The sequence below is a fragment of the Pseudomonas sp. ASL4 genome (genome assembly GCF_056680395.1).
Window position 1 is genome coordinate 4,126,697 of the sequence record NZ_CM155280.1, and the last position, 18,098, is coordinate 4,144,794.

An 18,098-nucleotide genomic window follows, 5' to 3' on the forward strand; every position below is an offset into this window, starting at 1 on the left:
TTAACCGAGGTTTTGTTCGGTCAAACGCTGCACCGCCAACCGCCGGTAATGGGAAGGCGTCATGCCCTTGAGTTGCTGAAAGCGCCGGTTGAAGTTGGAAATATTGTTGAAGCCCGACTCGAAACACACGTCGGTCACCGGTTTGTCGCCATCTGCCAGCAGCTCGCAGGACTTGCTGATCCGCAGCCGATTAACGAATTCGATAAAACAACGCCCGGTGGCCTGCTTGAACACCCGACTGAAATATGTCGGCTTCATGCCCAGGTGCTCGGCGACTTCTTCCAGCGGCAGTTCCCGGCCGTAGTGGGCAAAGATGTAATCCACCGCCCGGTTCGTGCGATCAACGTTGTGTTCATCCGCCAGTTGCGGCGTCGTGGCCCCCGATAGCAATTGGTAATCGTCGGAGGCCGCCAGCAATTCCAGCAGAATCAAGAAATGCCCGAGCCGGGTTACGCCTTTGGTGTCGGCAATGCGCTGCATCAGCGTCATGGCCTGGCGGATGGTGCGCTTGCAGCGAAACTCGATGCCGTACTGCGCGCGCTCCAGCAGCGGCACCAGGGTCTTGAGCTCGGCAAACACCAAGTGGCCGCTGTCGAACAACTCGTCGGTGAAGTTGACCAGCATGTCGCGCTTGGGCACCACTTCATCTTCGGCCACTTGGCTGATCCAGTTGTGCGGCAGGTTGGGGCCGGTCAGGAACAGCGTTTCCGGGTAGAAGTTACCGATGTAGTCGCCGATGAACACCTTGCCGGAACTGGCGACGATCAGGTGCAGTTCGTATTCCTTATGGAAGTGCCAGCGCACCAACGGGCACGGAAAACCATGCTGGCGATAAATGATGGACAACCCGTTGTGGTCGTCCATCAACTCGTAGGAAGGATCGGTAACTCTGGCAGTCCGGGTCATGGCAGCGCGCTTTTATTGTTATCGCGCCGTGATCATGCCTCTTTCCGGGTCATTTATGCCAGTGACCGACTGTGCTGCACCGCCTTCATGCTGTTGACGACCCAGCAATAACCAACGATTTCGGACTCATCGAAAAAGTCGGTGCTGATGATGCCGCATTGACTTACCCAATCCCCGTGTGGATGAAACCAGGTATTGATGTGCTGCTTGATGTCCACCGGCCCGCCGAGGAACGTATAGCTGGTGGCAGTCAGAGACCAGAGGTAGGACCCGAACCGAGGCGTTTCGAGGGTTCGGACAATGTGCCGACGCAGATCGTCGACGTCGGTCAGCCGACTGCCGCTCCAGCGGTGGGGAATGCGGTTCCAGAAGAAGTCCATGTCCAGCTCCACCGAGCCGCTGGCGGCCAACACGATACGTTTTTTGCTGCTCGCGGCTTTGAGTTCGCCGATGGTCTTTTCCTCGTCCTCGGGGGAAATGACCCGCTGTCCAAGGCGTTGCTTCAGCAAATCACTGAATTGTCTGAAGTCGAAGGCATTGTCTCCGTCCCGCAACTGATGGAAGTCGAGAATGATGAACTCATCCGGGTTGCGATCAAGAAAACCGTGCACCGCGTCGATCAATTCATCCAGCACCCGATGAGACCGGTAGCCGTTGTGATGGAAGTAGTACGTGCCCTTGGGCGAACCGGGCAAGTAGCCCAGGCGCAGGTCGAAAGCTCGTGCACCGTGGTCCAGCTGCCATGCAAATGAATCGTTCTGGCAGGTGGTCCAGTGACCGACGACGACTTCGTAGCTGGGGGCTTTTTTGTCCATCCCGGCGTTGTGGGCGCCGGGCCAGACGAGATCGGTGAGTTTCAGTTGGTCGATGTCGGGGACTTTGTCCATCCAGCGTTGCGTGTCGACATTGGAAGTAGGGCTGTTTCGCATGTTGCAAGGCTCCTGCCTGTGACTCGGCCCCCATCCGTGGGGGCGAGATTTCGTGGAAAAAACCAACTCATGGCCCAAGCCTAGAAGCTGCCAATGGATTTTTCAACGCGCAGAAACATCGGTATAAACATAGCCTTACGCCACTTTCATAATGCGAAATATCACCCTCGGGAATCCGAAGCGGACGACTCACTGTGACGATTTTTCGCCTCGATCCATTGGGCCATGTACTGCGTACTTTTATGCGCGTGATGGCGAAGCATGGCGCCCGTGAAGTTGTCTCGCCGCCGTTCGGCAAGGTCGCGAGAGCAGGCTTGCAGGCGCTCGATCAGGGCCGGGCCGTGCTCTGACTGGCTGTATCGAGCCACGAGTAGTCGATCACCATCGGATTGGGCCTGGGTCCAGAGCGCCTGGTCCTGATAAAGCGCGACGGCAGCGGCGGCCAGTGCTTCGGCGGACTCACCGATAGCGCCCGGCCATGGCAGCCCATCACTCATGCCCTCGGCACCGATTGGCGTGGTGACGGTCGGCGTGCCGCACAGCATTGCATCGACGATTTTGCCCTTGATCCCCGCGCCAAAACGCAAGGGTGCCAAGCAGATCCGCGCAGCGGACATCACCTGCAATGCATCCTCAGCCCAGTTCATCACATGGAAACCTTGAGCCGGATTGTGTAGCGCAGTGGCCTTGGGCGGGGTGTAGGCGCCGTATAGATGCAGTTGCGCGCCGGGCAATTGTTGACGAATCAGCGGCCAGACCGAGGTCTTCATCCAGAGCACCGCATCCCAGTTCGGCGCATGGCGGAAGTTGCCGATACTGAGAAAATTCGCCCGATCTTCAAAGGCCGTGTGAACAGTCGCCGGCATGTCGGGCATCAACGGGCACCAATGCAGCAAGTCCCGCGGTAGCTTGAACTGTTCGACCAACAAGTCGATTTCCACCGGCGAAATCATCAGGCTCAGGTCGCAGCGATACAGTGCGGCAATCTCGCGTTTGGCCAGGTCAGTGCCAGCCATCAATTCGAATTCCTCGCGCAACGCCGGGGCAAACAGATCGCTGAAATCGTTTTCGTCGACACTGGCCTTCAATCGGTCCTTGAGCCGCTGATGCCGGGCATGCCGCAGGCTTTGCAGGTCAGACGTTTCAAGCACCCGAAGCGCGTCGGGGCAGTGTTTCTCCACACGCCAGCCAAACTGTTCCTCCATCATGAACTGATCGAACAGCACGATATCGGGGGCCAACTCACTGATAAACGTGTCGAAACTGCTGTTATTCAGCTCGATAGGGCATTCACGGATACCCAGCGCGGCGAGATCGGCCTTGTGTTCGCCGACCCCCGCCGGGCTACTGAAGGTGATGCTCCAGCCTTGCTGCAAAAACGTTTCGAGAATCTGCATGACATGCCCGCTGGCCGCCGAAGAGCGGGGTTCGGGCCAGACGTAACCAATGACCAGGACTTTGATGGGGGGCAGGCTCATGGGGCATTCCTGATGAGGGCGCAGGGCGATGGAAAAAAAGAGCGCAATTAAACCACAGCCCTGCGCACAGATGCCCGGCAACCAGGCTATCGATCAAACCGGGTTGAAACTAAGCAAGACCTCCCAGCCGATATAGCCTCCACGGCTTCTGTCAGTGGCTTTCTGCAAGGTTTTAATGTTTTCCAGGAATACAAGATTGTTGCGTGAAGACTGGCTCAGCAGGGCGGTGGTCATGGCAAATGAATCCGCATTATCAAAAGCCATCGTTTTACTGAGTAACTTAAGATTGTCGTCGCGAAGATGACCCGAAGCGAGGTTCATCAGTGGCGTAACATCCAGGCGCTGCTGGTTGCCGATGCGGCCTGACAGCGGCACATTGGCATAAGCGTGGTCAAGCGTATTGGGGGCGCCGTGGAACACTTCATGGATCAGGTCATCGGCGGGCACATCCAGACTGAATCCCTCCTTGCGAAATTGCCGATTGAAATTGTCCGGGAAAATCCGCATGAATTTTGTTTGAGGGGCATCAGCCTGGCTGGCTGTTCTCCACTTTTGGTACTCCTGTGGGTTAAGCGAAGCCAGGGCGCCTGTTTGTGTCTTGGTATCGAGGATGAAGTTGTCGGGAGTAATCTTCGCCAGGTCATTCCTGACATCCTGAAGGGCGTCCAGAAATTTTCTTCGAGCCTCGGGGGAGTTGTCTCCCATGAGCAGCTTCAGCACTAAACCCGAATCATATTCCGATGCGCTGTTGGTCATTACTTTAATGGCCTCATCCACTTTTCTCCGGGCTGCCGGCAACGCGTCCTTAAGTAACTTGCGGCTGTAGACCACTGGCATGCGTTTGTGAAAGCCCGGCAGGCGAAGCACGTTCAGGAAGTCAAAGTTTTTCAACTTTGGTCCAATGGCCTGGCCCTGACGATTCAACGCGTACCATTGGTCGTTGTGGCGTGTGGCCAAGACGACGAGCGAGTCTGTCGACGACGCCAATGGACGCCAGGTTCCCAGGCCAGTGTCTGCACGGTTGGCGGCTTTGACCAAGTCATAGGATTGCGCGCTGCCGGTCAGCTTGCGCAGTTGAAACGTGGCGTTTTCCAGTACATCGGCGCCCAGTTTCCTGAGCTTCAACACTTTCACGCCCTTGCGTACCACGGCGGGTATGCCGTCCAGTGGGTTGAACACGCTGTTCAACAAACCGACGCCCACTCTCGCCATGCTGGCGGCCTTTGCCGCGACGGAAGCGGTTTTGGCGGCAATGCTGACAACCTTGGCAACCGCGCCGACCACCAACAGAAGTGTCATGGCCGCTTCAAGGGTGCACGACGCCCAACCCTCTGCCCGGCGATCCGGGTCGTCCGAAAGGATGTCCTGAATGCACGATTTGAACGGGACAATGACGTTGAGCACTGTGTCGACAACGCCATCGTACTCGGCCCGCAGCCTCTCCAGTTTGGTCTGTCCCCAGCACTCTTTTAATAGCTCGTCATAGGTCGCCAGCGGACGGTGCTTCTGAATGAACGCTGCAAGTTCGTTGAACTCGCCACTGTAAAAGCTATGGTAATAACCGCGGGTTTGCCGGGTTGAGTGTGTAGCGGCAACTGGAAGAACAGCGAGCTTTTCAATCACACCAATGCTGGTGGGTTGGATGCCGGGGTTTACGCCGTGGGTATAGCACTCGATATCAGTCGGCAAACGATAGGTTGCTGAGGGAGGACCGTAGCGGTTTGCACTTCCAGAGAAATCCGTGCGTGGAGACTGATTCAACAAACCGTTATGGCTGATCAGTTCGGCGAGCGCGGGATTTTCACGGCAGACGCCGTGCAGTGTGAACAGTTCGTAGCAATACAACTTATTCTCGAAGTAAGCACAGATCACCACACCATAACGTCCGGTAGCGGCATCTTTGTCGGCCTGATTTTCCTTGTAACCCAGTTGGGTAAGTTCGGTGGCGGTGTGAATAAGTAACTTAAACGGGTTCAGCGTGAATGTATTTTCTGGCGTGGGGACGATCGCTACGGAGGGTCGGACGGTAAATAACGAAACCTGTCCTTGTGACAGTCGCCTTCGATCAAGCGGTGGCAGTGTTGTAAAAGCCAGTTTGAAACTGCTGCTCATGGCTTCCGAGAACTGGGTATTAGCCCGGCTGAACAAATAATCGAACTCGGGTTTCAACCGGTAGGTTTCATTGTTTATAAACGGATAAATGTCATAGAGGCTGTTGTTCGCGATATTCCATTGGCGGGAGCCGAGTTCATTGGCCATCAGCAACTCTACCAATGACATCGGCTCTGATGTCACAAATCCCGGGCGGGGGGCGTGTGGGCTCTTTTTGCGCAGAATTTCATCTTCAATAAAATCGCAATCAGGGGCTGTGATTTTCAGGATATTTAATGCGATATCCCGCCTTGTAGGGAATGGTTTCGACAATTTGGCCTGGACCTCGGCAAAGAGCCCAAGGTGCTTTTCATAAGCGGAAGTCGCGGTGCCGATGGCCGTGGTGCGGGCATTCTGCACGTCGGCCAGCGTGATAATGCCGTTGAGCAGGGCCCAGTCGAGGAGGGTGTCCATGGCGAGCAAGCTGTTGAGCGTTGTCAGCGATTCATCCAACCAGTCAATCGTTGCCAGTTTTCTGATTTGTGCATACGTCATCAGGCGCGAAGAGCCCGGCTCGTTGAATTCCACCATCGCCACGGTCCGACAAAATTCAACCCATTGCGGTGTGCCCAGCAGCAGGGTCGAGGGCAAGTCTTTGACCAGGAATTCAGGCGCGGCGCCGGCTAACAGTAAATGGGCAGCGAGAGGCGCGGTCTGTTCGCTAACGCCAGCCTTGGCAACCAGATGACTTTCCAACGCTGTCCGAACGGCAGCGAAAGAGTGTTCAACATGCTCAGTGGCATAGAGATTAAACCCGGCGACATGATTGCGAGGTTCCTCTTCGCCAATGGACGGGTGCATGTCCAAGAGCACCGCTGTCAGCATAACTTGCTGTCCATACACATCGGATAACGGCTCATCGCTCGATGCGCCATACCACTCCAGTTCCTTGATATAGCCTTCGGCCCAAGAGGCGGCGATGTCTTGGGACGCGAGTGTCTGCAGGTGTTCATCGGCGTCGGATTGGTTGAGGGTCGTGATCTGCCGCCCCAGGGCAACTTGCGACAGAAGATCCAGTAACTTCCCTCGACCCCGAGTGTAATAGTGGGTCAAGGCTCTGATTTGGCGACGCTGGGTGTCGCTAAGACTGACCGGGCTGTCGTTAGCTACCGAGAGCATGTCCCAATAGTTGCCCAGTAGCGGACTTTTCGGCAGGCGCAGTTCCAGCAACGTAATGAGATGTTGGGTGTCTTCGGCTGTTTTCGGGATGACATGGTCGTGGAACCTGAGCCATTGTGTCAGGCTGACCCGGTCGTCGAGTGTCACCGCGCCACCCAGTACCGCCGCCATTTCTGCGAGGGTTTCCAGGTCGTCGTTCAGTTCGGGGTCAAGTTTGGTTCGGTTGGTCAGGTCGTAGGTGAAGTTTACGGTCAGTGCGGTGATGCGACCGTTCTCTTCGACTTGAAACACAGCGTCTTCGGATAACCGGTGTCTGCTCAAGACCTGTTGAAATGCGTCTTTCTTGATCATTCGCTTTAACAGTTCGATGCCGGGCACCATCAAGTGCTCAAGACTTGAATCGCGCTCCAGGGAAATAAGCGGCATTGTCCAGGTGGGGGCGAATCCTGTACTGTCATCAGCCAGCATGGTAATCAATCTGCTGATAACTTCCTGTCGCTCACTGTCATTGCTGCTTGTTGGATCGACAATGTTGTAGGAAGTGCCTGCTGGTCGAGAAAGGTATCGGTCGGCGATGGTGCAGTTGCTGGTGTTGTTCATCTTGAATCCATTCAAGGTTTAGTAGATTTCAGGCAGTCAGTGTCGCTCTTTTAAATAAGAGAGGGTGCCTGTTTTGTCTGGCTTTATATCGGCTGTGCACACGTTATTGAAAATAATGAACGGGCGGTGAGTCGTGCCGAGACGCAACTTAGTTTGAATGGATGCGGATAGCCAGATGGTTATTTGAACCAGTTATTTCAGCGATGTTTATTTAGGGAGGAGGGCAGGTTTGTTAAATAAGGATGGCTCTTGTTTGTGCGCAAACAAGAGCCATTGAGAAAGGGGCACGCAATAACTCAGCGGGCGGATAGTATTCCAGATACTTTTTCGCGTAACTGGTCAATGGAGAACGGTTTGCCAATGACAAACATGTCCGCTGGCACATCGATGCTTTCGGCATAACCGCTGGCAAACAGGATTGGCAGCTCGGGGCGCAGCATTCGCGCTTGGGTGGCCAGCTCGCGACCATCCATCACCGGCAAGCCGACATCCGTCATCATCAGGTCAATGTACTGGTCTTCGTCATTGAGAAACTCCAGGGCCTTTTCGCTGCCATCCGCTTCAAGCACCTTGAATTCCAGTTCCTCCAACACATCGACGATCAGCATGCGAACGATGGCATCGTCTTCGACGACAAGAATGATGGACGCGTTGGAGGACATAGTAGGGCTCTCAATGGTGGAGTGGTGGGTCGGCGGCCGATCAAAAACGCCGGTCTCTTGCTTGAGTAATTGTCGGACCCCGACAAGTTCCCGACCCGATACAAAAAACAATAGCGGTACAAGAACCGGCGAGGATAACGCGCGGCATTGATCAAGAGCAGTTAATTGCAGGAATTTGCCATCAAACCTGTCAGAAAATTAGATCAGCGCGGCCGTTTTGGGGCAAACTCCTTGGTTTTCAACAGTTCGACAAGGCATTCCCCATGACCTCTGCGCCTTCGGTTGATGAGCAACGATTCCGTAAACTCTTGAGCCGCAACGTCAGCTTGCCGCTGGGTGTGGGCGTGATCAGTGCAGTTTTCTTTGTGGCGTTGATCACTTATCTGTTATCCGTCATTCAGTGGGTCGAGCACACTGACCGGGTGATCAATAACGCCAATGAAGCGGTGAAGCTGACCGTTGATCTGGAAACCGGGATGCGCGGCTTCCTGCTCAGCGGCGACGAGCACTTCCTGGACCCCTACGAAACGGCCAAGCCGAGAATCGCGGTGGCCCTCAATACCTTGCTCGAACTGACGGCCGATAACCCGGTCCAGACCGATCGTTTGCACAGGCTCCAGGCCTTGCAAACCGATTGGGCCACCTACGCGCAATCGATGATCGATCTGCAGCGAGCCAGTGGCGATTACCGCGGTGCGGTGAAGGCCGGGCGCGGCAAGCGCCTGACCGATGAAATCCGCAAACAGTTTGAAGACGTGATCGACATGGAGCAGCAGTTGCGCACCACGCGCAACGAAGACGTGCGCCGCACCACGATCTGGAGCATCACCCTGTACCTGCTGTTCGTGGCCGGTATCAGTGGGTTGCTGGCGTATGTCGGCCGGCGTGACTTGCTCAATCTTTCCGAGAGCTACGGTGCCAACCTCGCAGCGCAACAAGCCAGTGCCGGGCGTCTGGAGCAGCAAGCCTGGCTGCGCAATGGCCAGACCGAACTGGCCGAGCAGGTGCTGGGGCAACTGAGCCTCAACCTGTTGGGTCGCAATATCCTGAAGTTCTGCGCGCAGTACCTGGGCACCGCCGTGGCGGCCATTTACGTGCGTGAAGACCATGGCGGCCTTAAACGCGTGGCGTCTTACGGCTTGTCCCGCGAGCAGGAAGAGCAGGGTCAGTCGATCTACGACGGCGAAGGCATTGTCGGTCACGCGGTGCAACAGGCACGTATGATTCGCCTGGATGGCGTGCCTGACGATTACTTCAAAATCAGCTCTGGCCTGGGCCAAGGTTTGCCGCACAGTGTGCTGGTGGTGCCGACCAGCGACGATGACCAGATCAATGGTGCGATCGAACTCGGCTTCCTGCGCCCGTTGAACGACCGTGACATCGAACTGCTCGAGCTGATTGCCGGCAACATCGGCACCTCGATCGAAGCCGCGCGCTATCGCCAGCGTTTGCAGGAAGTACTCGCCGAAACCCAGCAGCTCAACGAAGAGCTCCAGGTTCAGCAGGAAGAACTCAAGTCCGCCAACGAGGAGCTGGAAGAGCAGTCGAGGATTCTCAAGGAATCCCAGGCGCACCTGGAAACCCAGCAGGTGGAACTGGAGCAGACCAACGAACAGCTCGCCGAGCAGGCGCAGATCCTGGCCGATCAACGCGACGCCATGGATGAGAAGAACACCGAGCTCAATCAAGCCCAGACTCAACTGGAAGATCGAGCCGAAGAATTGCAGCGCTCCAGCAAGTACAAGTCCGAATTTCTCGCCAACATGTCCCACGAACTGCGCACGCCGTTGAACAGTTCGTTGATCCTGGCCAAGTTGCTGGCGGAAAACCCTCAGGAAAACCTCAGTGCCGAACAGGTCAAGTTCGCCGAGTCGATCTATTCGGCCGGCAATGATTTGCTCAACCTGATCAACGACATTCTCGATATTTCCAAAGTTGAAGCCGGCAAGCTGGAAATACGCCCGGAAAACACCAGCGTCACGCGTCTGGTGGATGGCTTGCGCGCAATGTTCGAGCCGATGGCCACGGACAAGAAGCTGGATTTCCAGATTGAGTTGCAGGCTGGTGCGCCGATGATGATCTTCACCGACCGCCAGCGTCTGGAACAAGTGATCAAGAACCTGCTGTCCAACGCGGTAAAGTTCACCGAAAAAGGCAACGTCAGCCTGACTGTTTCCAGTCAGGCTGGCGAAGGTATCGCCTTCATCGTTCGCGATTCCGGGATCGGTATTGCGGCGGAGCAGCAGGAAAGCATTTTCGAAGCCTTCCGCCAGGCTGACGGCACCACCAATCGCCGTTATGGCGGCACGGGGTTGGGCCTGTCGATTTCCCGGGACCTGGCGAATTTGCTGGGCGGCTCGATCAGCGTCAGCAGTGAGCCGGGGCAGGGCAGTGCGTTCACCCTGGTGTTGCCGCTGCAATACGTCGAGCCGGGTGATGAGCCGGTCGAACCGATGCGGGTCACTCCGGTTGCTTATTCGTCGAGCGCCCCGGTTGCCGCGCTGGTGCCGCTGATTGCCGACGTTGACATCCCGCGTTTCGATGATGACCGCGCCAACGCGCCGTTTGCTACGCGCTGCATTCTGGTGGTGGAAGATGAGGAGAATTTTGCACACATCCTCTATGACCTGGCCCACGAACTGGGCTATCAGTGCTTGGTTGCCCATGGCGCTGACGAAGGCTATGACCTGGCCAAAGCGTTCATCCCCGACGCCATTCTGCTGGACATGCGCCTGCCGGATCATTCCGGGCTGACCGTGTTGCAGCGCCTGAAGGAGCACGCCGAAACCCGGCACATTCCGGTTCATGTGATCTCGGTCGAAGACCGGGTCGAAGCTGCGATGCACATGGGCGCCATCGGTTATGCCGTCAAACCGACCACTCGCGAAGAGCTCAAGGACGTGTTTGCCCGCCTGGAAGCCAAGCTGACCCAGAAGGTCAAACGGGTGCTGTTGGTGGAAGATGATGATTTGCAGCGTGACAGCATTGCCCGTCTGATCGGCGACGAAGACATCGAGATCACCGCCGTCGGCTTCGCCCAGGAAGCGCTGGACCTGCTGCGCACGACGATTTTCGATTGCATGATCATCGACCTGAAACTGCCGGACATGCTCGGCAACGATCTGCTCAAGCGTATGTCTACCGAAGACATCTGCTCGTTCCCGCCGGTAATCGTCTATACCGGGCGCAACCTGACCCGGGACGAAGAGGCCGACCTGCGCAAGTATTCGCGTTCGATCATCATTAAGGGGGCCCGATCGCCAGAGCGTCTGCTGGATGAAGTGACGCTCTTTTTGCACAAAGTCGAATCCCGGTTGTCCCACGAGCGGCAGAAGATGCTCAAGACCGCCCGCAGTCGCGACAAGGTCTTCGAGGGGCGCAAGGTGCTGCTGGTGGACGACGATGTGCGCAACATCTTCGCCCTGACCAGTGCGCTGGAGCAAAAGGGTGCAGTCGTAGTGATCGGTCGAAATGGTCGTGAGGCGATTGAAAGATTGAATGAAGTCGAGGACATCGACCTGGTGCTGATGGATGTGATGATGCCGGAAATGGACGGTTTCGAGGCCACGACCTTGATCCGCCAGGACCCGCGCTGGCGCAAGCTGCCGATCATCGCGGTGACGGCCAAGGCCATGAAGGACGATCAGGAGCGCTGCCTGGCGGCAGGTTCCAACGATTACCTGGCCAAGCCTATCGACCTGGATCGCCTGTTCTCGTTGATTCGCGTGTGGTTACCGAAGATGGAACGCATTTAGGAACGCCTCTAGTGGAAAGCTTTTAGTGGAAAAGAATACCGAAATCGAATTGCGGCTGCTGATCGAGGCGATCTACCTCAAGTACAGCTATGACTTTCGCGACTATTCCGGCGCGTCGATCAAACGCCGGGTTGCACATGCGCTGAGTCAGTTCGAGTGCACCACCATCTCGGCGCTGCAGGAAAAAGTCCTGCACGATCCGACCGCGTTCATGCAGTTGCTGCAATTGCTGACGATCCCGGTCAGTGAGATGTTCCGTGATCCTTCGCACTTTCTGGCAATCCGCAAGGAAGTGGTGCCGCTGCTCAAGACCTATCCCTCGATCAAGATCTGGATTGCCGGATGCAGCACCGGTGAAGAGGTCTATTCGATGGCGATCCTGCTGCGCGAAGAAGGTTTGCTCGACCGCACGATCATCTATGCCACCGACATCAACCCTCGCTCCCTGGACAAAGCCAAACAGGGAATTTTCTCCATGGAGAACGTCCGCGCCTACACTGCTAATTACCAGCAGGCCGGTGGCCAGCGCTCATTTGCCGATTACTACACGGCTGCTTACGGCTATGCGATTTTCGACAAGAGCCTGTGTGAGAACGTGACCTTTGCCGATCACAGCCTGGCGACGGACAGTGTCTTTTCAGAAACTCAATTAGTTTCATGTCGTAATGTATTGATTTATTTCAATAAAAAGCTTCAGGATCGTGCCTTTGGATTGTTCCACGAGTCGCTGTGTCATCGTGGTTTTCTGGTGTTGGGCAGCAAGGAAACTCCGGATTTTTCGGCATTCGGCAAGCAGTTCGAGCCATTGGTCAAACACGAACGGATTTACCGTAAATCATGAACAGTGCAGCCGGTTTGCCTACCGTAGAGGCTATCGTGATCGGCGCCTCAGCCGGCGGAGTAGAGGCGTTGCTGAATATCCTCAGCCCTCTGCGCGAAGGTTTTGCGCTGCCGATCGTCGTGGTGCTGCATTTGCCTGACGGACGCCGCAGTCAGCTGGTCGAAGTATTTGCCCGGCGAGTTTCGATGCCAGTGGTGGAGGCCGGTGACAAGACCTTGGTCGACCCCGGAACGCTCTATTTTGCAGCGCCCGGCTATCACCTCTCGGTGGAGCAGGACCGCAGTTTCTCGTTGAGCCTGGAGGACCGCGTGCACTATTCGCGGCCGGCCATCGATTACTTGTTCGAATCTGCCGCCGACGCCTACGGGCCCGCGCTGGCCGCCGTGTTGTTGACCGGTGCCAACCGCGATGGCGCCAGCGGCCTGGCTCAGGTCAAACACCGCGGTGGCCTGACGGTGGTGCAAGATCCGCACGAAGCCCAAGTTGCAACCATGCCCAAGGCTGCGCTGGATTTGCATCAACCCGACCACATTCTTACTGTCCGCGGCATCGGCCGTCTGCTTGTCGAGCTGGAACGAATAGCATGCTGAGTAATATTCAAGCCAAACTGCTGATCGTCGATGATCTGCCGGAGAACCTGTTGGCCCTCGAAGCGTTGATCAGGCGCGAAGATCGCACGGTCTACAAGGCGCAGTCGGCGGACGAAGCGTTGTCGCTGTTGCTGCAGCACGAATTCGCCATGGCCATTCTCGACGTGCAGATGCCGGGTATGAACGGCTTTGAACTGGCCGAGCTGATGCGCGGCACGGAAAAGACCAAAAACATTCCAATCGTGTTCGTCAGTGCCGCCGGTCGTGAGCTGAACTACGCGTTCAAAGGCTATGAAAGCGGCGCCGTGGACTTCCTGCACAAGCCGCTGGATATCCACGCGGTCAAGAGCAAGGTCAATGTCTTCGTCGACTTGTATCGCCAGAGCAAAGCGATGAAGCAACAGGTCGAAGCCCTGGAGCAGAGCCGCCGCGAACAGGAAGCGCTGCTCAAGAAATTGCAGAACACCCAAAACGAACTGGAACAAGCGGTGCGCATGCGCGATGACTTCATGTCGATCGTCGCCCACGAAGTGCGCACACCGCTCAATGGCCTGATCCTCGAAACCCAGTTGCGCAAGATGCACCTGGCCCGGGACAACGCCGCAGCGTTTACCCTGGACAAGATGCACGCCATGGTTGATCGCGATGAGCGGCAGATCAAAAGTCTGATCCGGCTGATTGAAGACATGCTGGACGTGTCACGTATTCGCACCGGCAAGCTGTCGATCCGACCGAGTCGCTTCGACCTGAAGAAGCTGGTGGGCGATCTGCTGCAAAACTTTGCGCCGCAATTCGATGCCGCCGAGTCAGCGGTGACGTTTACAGCTGATGAGTCGGTGGAAGGTCGGTGGGATGAGTTCCGTATCGAGCAGGTGATCTCCAACTTGCTGACCAACGCCTTGCGTTATGGTGGCAAAGGCCCGATTGGCGTGCGGGTGTACAGTCACGAAGGTCAGGCCCGGGTCGAGGTCCAGGATCGAGGTATCGGCATCAGTGAAGAGAACCAGAAGCGTATTTTTCAACAGTTCGAACGGGTTTCAGCCAAGACCGTTGTAGCAGGGCTTGGGCTTGGGCTATTTATTTCCGAGCAAATCGTTGCCGCCCATGGCGGATCCATCGTCGTCGAGAGCAAAATCAACGAAGGCGCCTTATTTCGCGTTTGTCTGCCGCTGTAGGAAAACAGCCAGATAGACGCAACCTCTGAACGACCCCACGGTCGTATCAGCAGCTATTGACCGAACAAAGGCTTCCCATGAGTGAAGATGCGCAAGATGTAGTACTCATTGTCGAGGATGACCCCTCGATTTTGATGGTGTTGTCTGCCTACCTGTCGGGTGAGGGTTACCGCGTACTGCAGGCTGAAAACGGCGAGCAAGCGTTCGAAATCCTCTCGAGCAAACCGCACCTGGACATGATGATTACCGATTTCCGACTGCCTGGCGGGATTTCCGGCGTGCAGATCGCCGAGCCAGCGGTGAAGTTGCGTCCGGAGCTCAAAGTGATTTTTATCAGCGGTTATCCGCAGGAAATCCGTGAGACCGACAGCCCGATCACCCGCAAGGCGCCAATTCTGGGCAAGCCTTTCGATCTGGATGTGCTGCAGGAACTCATGCAGGAAATGCTCTCTTAAGCGCTTTTGATCTTCGTAGGAGCTGCCGAAGGCTGCGATCTTTTGATCTTGCTGTTCAAAAACAAGATCAAAAGATCGCAGCCTTCGACAGCTCCTACGCGAATGTTGTGCTTTAGATCCGGATCATTTCCCGTACCTTCGCCGTTAATAAATCGAAGGTGAACGGCTTGGTAATCATCTGCATGCCCGGGTCGAGGAAGCCACTGCGCACGGCGGCATGCTCGGCGTACCCGGTAATGAACAGCACCTTGAGACCCGGCCGGTACTGACGGCCGATTTCTGCCAATTGTCGGCCGTTCATTCCCGGCAGGCCGACGTCGCTGATCAATAGATCGATTCGCTGGGCGGAGTCCAGAATCGGCACCGCACTGTTGGCATCCCCGGCCTCGACAAACGCATAACCCAACTCGCTCAGCACCGCGCTGACCAATACCCGAACCGCCGGATCGTCTTCGACAATCAGCACGGTCTCACCGTCCTGAGCGAAAGGCGCTTGCTCGATGTCGACGAGGGGATCCTGCGTCAGGTTGCCTAGGTAGCGGGGCAGGTAAAGGTTAACGGTGGTGCCGTTGTCGACTTCGCTCTGGATAGTGACGTGGCCACGGGACTGTTTGCTGAAGCCATAAATCATCGACAATCCGAGGCCGGTGCCCTGGCCGATGGGTTTGGTCGTGAAAAACGGGTCAAACGCGCGATTGATGGTGCTTTGCGGCATGCCACAGCCTGTGTCGGTAACGCTCAGCACCACGTAATCCCCGGGCTGAAGGTTGCCGTGGGATTCAGTGAAGCCCGTATCCAGATGTTGATTGAAGGTCTTCACCACCAATCGGCCGCCGCCGGGCATCGCATCGCGGGCATTGAGTACCAGGTTGAGCAGGGCGCTTTCCAGTTGGTTGGGATCGGCTTCGGCCACCCACAGCTGTTCGCTCAGTTGCATGTCCAGGTGAATGCTTTCATTGATGCTGCGTTGCAGCAGCTCGCCCATTGACGTCACCAGGGTGTTCATCACCACCGGTTTTGAATCCAGGGATTGGCGCCTGGAAAACGCCAGCAAACGGTGGGTCAGGCCGGCCGCACGGTTGGCCGAGGTGACGCCCAGATCGATCAGGCTGTCCAGGTCTTCGGTACGTCCACGGGCCAAGCGTCGGCGCAGCAACTCCAGGCTGCCGATGATGCCAGTCAGCATATTGTTGAAGTCATGGGCAATGCCGCCGGTCAACTGGCCGACGGCTTCCATTTTCTGCGACTGACGCAGGGCTTCTTCGTTGTGCCGTAACTGTGCGGTGCGTTCCTCGACTTGTTGCTCGAGGGTTTCAAGGGTGGTTTGCAGCCGCAGTTCGCTTTGGCTCAAATCGATCAGCCGGTCCCTGGCTTCGTACTGTCGTCGTCGCCCGCGCAGCGCAGTGGTGACCAGGCTGATCAGGGTCACTGGGTGGAAAGGGCGTTCGAGAAAGGTCACGTTACCCAACTGCGGTCCAAGTCGCGAAGCGGGGTTCTGCTTGGGCCCGCCGTGGTGGGTTAACAACACGATCGGCAAATCCGACCATGCCGGTTGTTGCTCGATCAACCGCAGCAGGGGGGCCAGATCAGCGCCCAGTAACGCTTCGCAAGAGATCAGCAGCAGGCCAGCGCCGTATTCCAGCTCGCTGCACAACTGCGCCAGGTCACGGCTGATGACACCGGCATAGCCGGCTTCATTGAGCATCATCAGCGCAATCTGGCTGTCGCGACCCAGCGGCGCGAGAATGATCGCGCGCTCGGATGTCGCCGCCAGGGCCGTCACTGGTTATCTTCCTCAAGCAGTGGCTTGCTTGCGCCCAAATAGGTCGGTACACCACGCAACACACCTTGGAACGCGTCCAACGGTTCGCCGATGGTCATGCCGTTGCCGCTGATGCGGTACTCGCGAATGGTCGATTCGTGGCTGCCGGTACGCTTCTTGATGATCGAGATCGCCCGGCGCACCTTGCCCAGGGCTTCGAAGTAGCGCAACAGAATGACCGTGTCGGCCAAATAGGTGATATCGACCGGCGCCTGCATGTCTCCAACCAAGCCGTGTTGGGCGACAGTCATGAACGTCGCGGCGCCTCGGCGATTGAGGTACAGCAGCAATTCGTGCATGTGCAGCACCAGGGCGTTTTCTTCTGGCATCGCGGCTTGATAGCCGTTAATGCTGTCGATCACCACGGTTTTGATCTCGCGCTCATCGACGCAACGACGCACCCGATAGGAAAACTCTCCGGGAGACAATTCGGCGGCGTCCACTTGCTCGATCAGCAGATTGCCAGTGGCTTGCAAGGCCTTGAGGTCGATGCCCATGTTTTTCATGCGCTCCAACAGCAGACCCAGCTCTTCGTCGAAGATAAACAGCGCGGCTTTTTCGCCGCGGGCGACAGCCGCTGCGGCGAAGATCATCGAGATCAGCGATTTGCCGGTGCCGGCAGGGCCGAGGATCAGCGTGCTGGAGCCTGTTTCGATGCCGCCGCCAAGCAGTGTGTCCATCTCCTTGATGCCGCTGGTCAATTGCTGGCGAATATAGCCACCACGGTGTTCGGCTGCCACAAGGCGTGGAAACACATGGACGCCGTCGCCCATGATGGTGAAGTCGTGAAAACCGCCACGGTACTTCTGACCACGGTATTTCACCACGCGAATACGACGGCGTTCGGCGCCGTAGTTGGGCGTCAGTTCTTCCAGGCGAATCACCCCGTGCGCCACGCTGTGCACGGTTTTATCGAGAGACTCGGTGGTCAGGTCATCGAGCAGCAACACGGTGGCGTCATAGCGCACGAAGTAGTGCTTGATGGCCAGGATCTGCCGGCGATAGCGCAGTGAGCTCTGGGCCAGCAGGCGAATTTCGGAGAGGCTGTCGAGGACCACACGGGTCGGCTTGATCCGCTCAACCACTTCGAAAATTTGTTTGGTGGCTTCGCCCAACTCCAGGTCTGAGGAATACAGCAAGCTCTGCTGGTGCTCGGCATTGAGCAGGCTTTCCGGTGGTGTCAGCTCAAAGATATGGATGTTCTCATCCAGTTCCCAGGCATGGGATCGCGCGCCTTGGCGCAGTTCACGTTCGGTTTCTGACAGGGTGATGTACAACGAGCGCTCGCCGGCACGGGCACCGGCAAGGAGAAAATGCAGCGCGACGGTGGTTTTGCCCGTTCCGGGTTCACCCTCAAGCAAAAACACGTGGCCGCGGGACAATCCACCGGCGAGGATGTCATCCAGGCCTTCTATACCGGTGGCGGCTTTTGCACTGAACAACTCGTTAGATGTAGACAAAAAATGCCCTCTCATGACCAGGGGAAGCGAGGCAGCAGGCCTGAAGTGCCTGAATTGACTGCCTGATTCTCTTGACCCTTGGCCGAGACGACGGTTCAACCTTTTGTATTCGACTGTTGTTTTTGCGTAAAAAATCAAAAGATCGCAGCCTTCGG

Annotated in this window: 12 protein-coding genes; 5 read left to right on the forward strand and 7 right to left on the reverse strand. The window is 56.7% G+C overall.

What is annotated here, in order from left to right; all coding sequences use genetic code 11:
* The 5 genes from AC1MEW_RS18590 to AC1MEW_RS18610 all read right to left on the reverse strand — a co-directional run bounded on the left by AC1MEW_RS18590 (position 1) and on the right by AC1MEW_RS18610 (position 7,845).
* Positions 1–906: an AraC family transcriptional regulator gene (locus AC1MEW_RS18590; RefSeq protein ID WP_201203390.1), complete on the reverse strand. Its 906-nt coding sequence runs from the start codon at positions 904–906 to the stop codon at positions 1–3.
* Positions 907–959: 53 nt separating this feature from the next.
* The gene (locus tag AC1MEW_RS18595; RefSeq protein ID WP_480423130.1) at positions 960–1,835 is read right to left on the reverse strand and encodes a phosphatidylinositol-specific phospholipase C domain-containing protein; all 876 of its coding nucleotides are present in this window, start codon (positions 1,833–1,835) and stop codon (positions 960–962) included.
* A 161-nt stretch (positions 1,836–1,996) separates the two neighbouring features.
* On the reverse strand, positions 1,997–3,313 hold the full coding sequence (locus tag AC1MEW_RS18600; RefSeq protein ID WP_480423132.1) for a glycosyltransferase: 1,317 nt from the start codon (positions 3,311–3,313) through the stop codon (positions 1,997–1,999).
* A 93-nt stretch (positions 3,314–3,406) separates the two neighbouring features.
* Positions 3,407–7,183: a hypothetical protein gene (locus tag AC1MEW_RS18605; RefSeq protein WP_480423133.1), complete on the reverse strand. Its 3,777-nt coding sequence runs from the start codon at positions 7,181–7,183 to the stop codon at positions 3,407–3,409.
* A gap of 296 nt (positions 7,184–7,479) precedes the next feature.
* A complete protein-coding gene (locus tag AC1MEW_RS18610) occupies positions 7,480–7,845 on the reverse strand; it encodes a response regulator (RefSeq protein ID WP_201256989.1) in 366 nt (121 codons plus the stop codon).
* 263 nt (positions 7,846–8,108) lie between these two features.
* On the opposite strand from AC1MEW_RS18610, the gene AC1MEW_RS18615 reads away from it, so the two are divergent.
* From AC1MEW_RS18615 to AC1MEW_RS18635, 5 genes are all read left to right on the forward strand, one after another.
* A complete protein-coding gene (locus AC1MEW_RS18615; RefSeq protein WP_480423134.1) occupies positions 8,109–11,600 on the forward strand; it encodes a response regulator in 3,492 nt (1,163 codons plus the stop codon).
* 25 nt (positions 11,601–11,625) lie between these two features.
* On the forward strand, positions 11,626–12,441 hold the full coding sequence (locus tag AC1MEW_RS18620) for a CheR family methyltransferase (protein ID WP_201197594.1): 816 nt from the start codon (positions 11,626–11,628) through the stop codon (positions 12,439–12,441).
* Positions 12,438–13,031, forward strand: coding sequence for a chemotaxis protein CheB (locus AC1MEW_RS18625; RefSeq protein WP_201203402.1), 594 nt, complete (start codon positions 12,438–12,440; stop codon positions 13,029–13,031). The genes AC1MEW_RS18620 and AC1MEW_RS18625 overlap by 4 nt, the downstream gene beginning before the upstream one ends.
* Positions 13,025–14,206: a hybrid sensor histidine kinase/response regulator gene (locus tag AC1MEW_RS18630; RefSeq protein ID WP_201203404.1), complete on the forward strand. Its 1,182-nt coding sequence runs from the start codon at positions 13,025–13,027 to the stop codon at positions 14,204–14,206. The genes AC1MEW_RS18625 and AC1MEW_RS18630 overlap by 7 nt, the downstream gene beginning before the upstream one ends.
* Before the next feature lie 77 nt (positions 14,207–14,283).
* On the forward strand, positions 14,284–14,661 hold the full coding sequence (locus tag AC1MEW_RS18635) for a response regulator (protein ID WP_201203405.1): 378 nt from the start codon (positions 14,284–14,286) through the stop codon (positions 14,659–14,661).
* A 112-nt stretch (positions 14,662–14,773) separates the two neighbouring features.
* On the opposite strand, the gene AC1MEW_RS18640 is transcribed toward AC1MEW_RS18635, so the two are convergent.
* Positions 14,774–16,444, reverse strand: coding sequence for a response regulator (locus AC1MEW_RS18640; protein WP_480423135.1), 1,671 nt, complete (start codon positions 16,442–16,444; stop codon positions 14,774–14,776).
* Positions 16,441–17,943, reverse strand: a complete 1,503-nt coding sequence (locus tag AC1MEW_RS18645) for an ATPase domain-containing protein (protein WP_201203409.1) — start codon at positions 17,941–17,943, stop codon at positions 16,441–16,443. Before AC1MEW_RS18645 ends, AC1MEW_RS18640 begins: the two co-directional genes overlap by 4 nt.
* Positions 17,944–18,098 lie beyond the last annotated feature (155 nt).

Coding starts and splice junctions, on each gene's coding strand:
- AC1MEW_RS18605 (WP_480423133.1), bottom strand. CDS start 7,183: ATGAACAACACCAGCAACTGCACCATCGCCGACCGATACCTTTCTCGA.
- AC1MEW_RS18600 (WP_480423132.1), bottom strand. CDS start 3,313: ATGAGCCTGCCCCCCATCAAAGTCCTGGTCATTGGTTACGTCTGGCCC.
- AC1MEW_RS18595 (WP_480423130.1), bottom strand. CDS start 1,835: ATGCGAAACAGCCCTACTTCCAATGTCGACACGCAACGCTGGATGGAC.
- AC1MEW_RS18625 (WP_201203402.1), top strand. CDS start 12,438: ATGAACAGTGCAGCCGGTTTGCCTACCGTAGAGGCTATCGTGATCGGC.
- AC1MEW_RS18635 (WP_201203405.1), top strand. CDS start 14,284: ATGAGTGAAGATGCGCAAGATGTAGTACTCATTGTCGAGGATGACCCC.
- AC1MEW_RS18630 (WP_201203404.1), top strand. CDS start 13,025: ATGCTGAGTAATATTCAAGCCAAACTGCTGATCGTCGATGATCTGCCG.
- AC1MEW_RS18610 (WP_201256989.1), bottom strand. CDS start 7,845: ATGTCCTCCAACGCGTCCATCATTCTTGTCGTCGAAGACGATGCCATC.
- AC1MEW_RS18590 (WP_201203390.1), bottom strand. CDS start 906: ATGACCCGGACTGCCAGAGTTACCGATCCTTCCTACGAGTTGATGGAC.
- AC1MEW_RS18615 (WP_480423134.1), top strand. CDS start 8,109: ATGACCTCTGCGCCTTCGGTTGATGAGCAACGATTCCGTAAACTCTTG.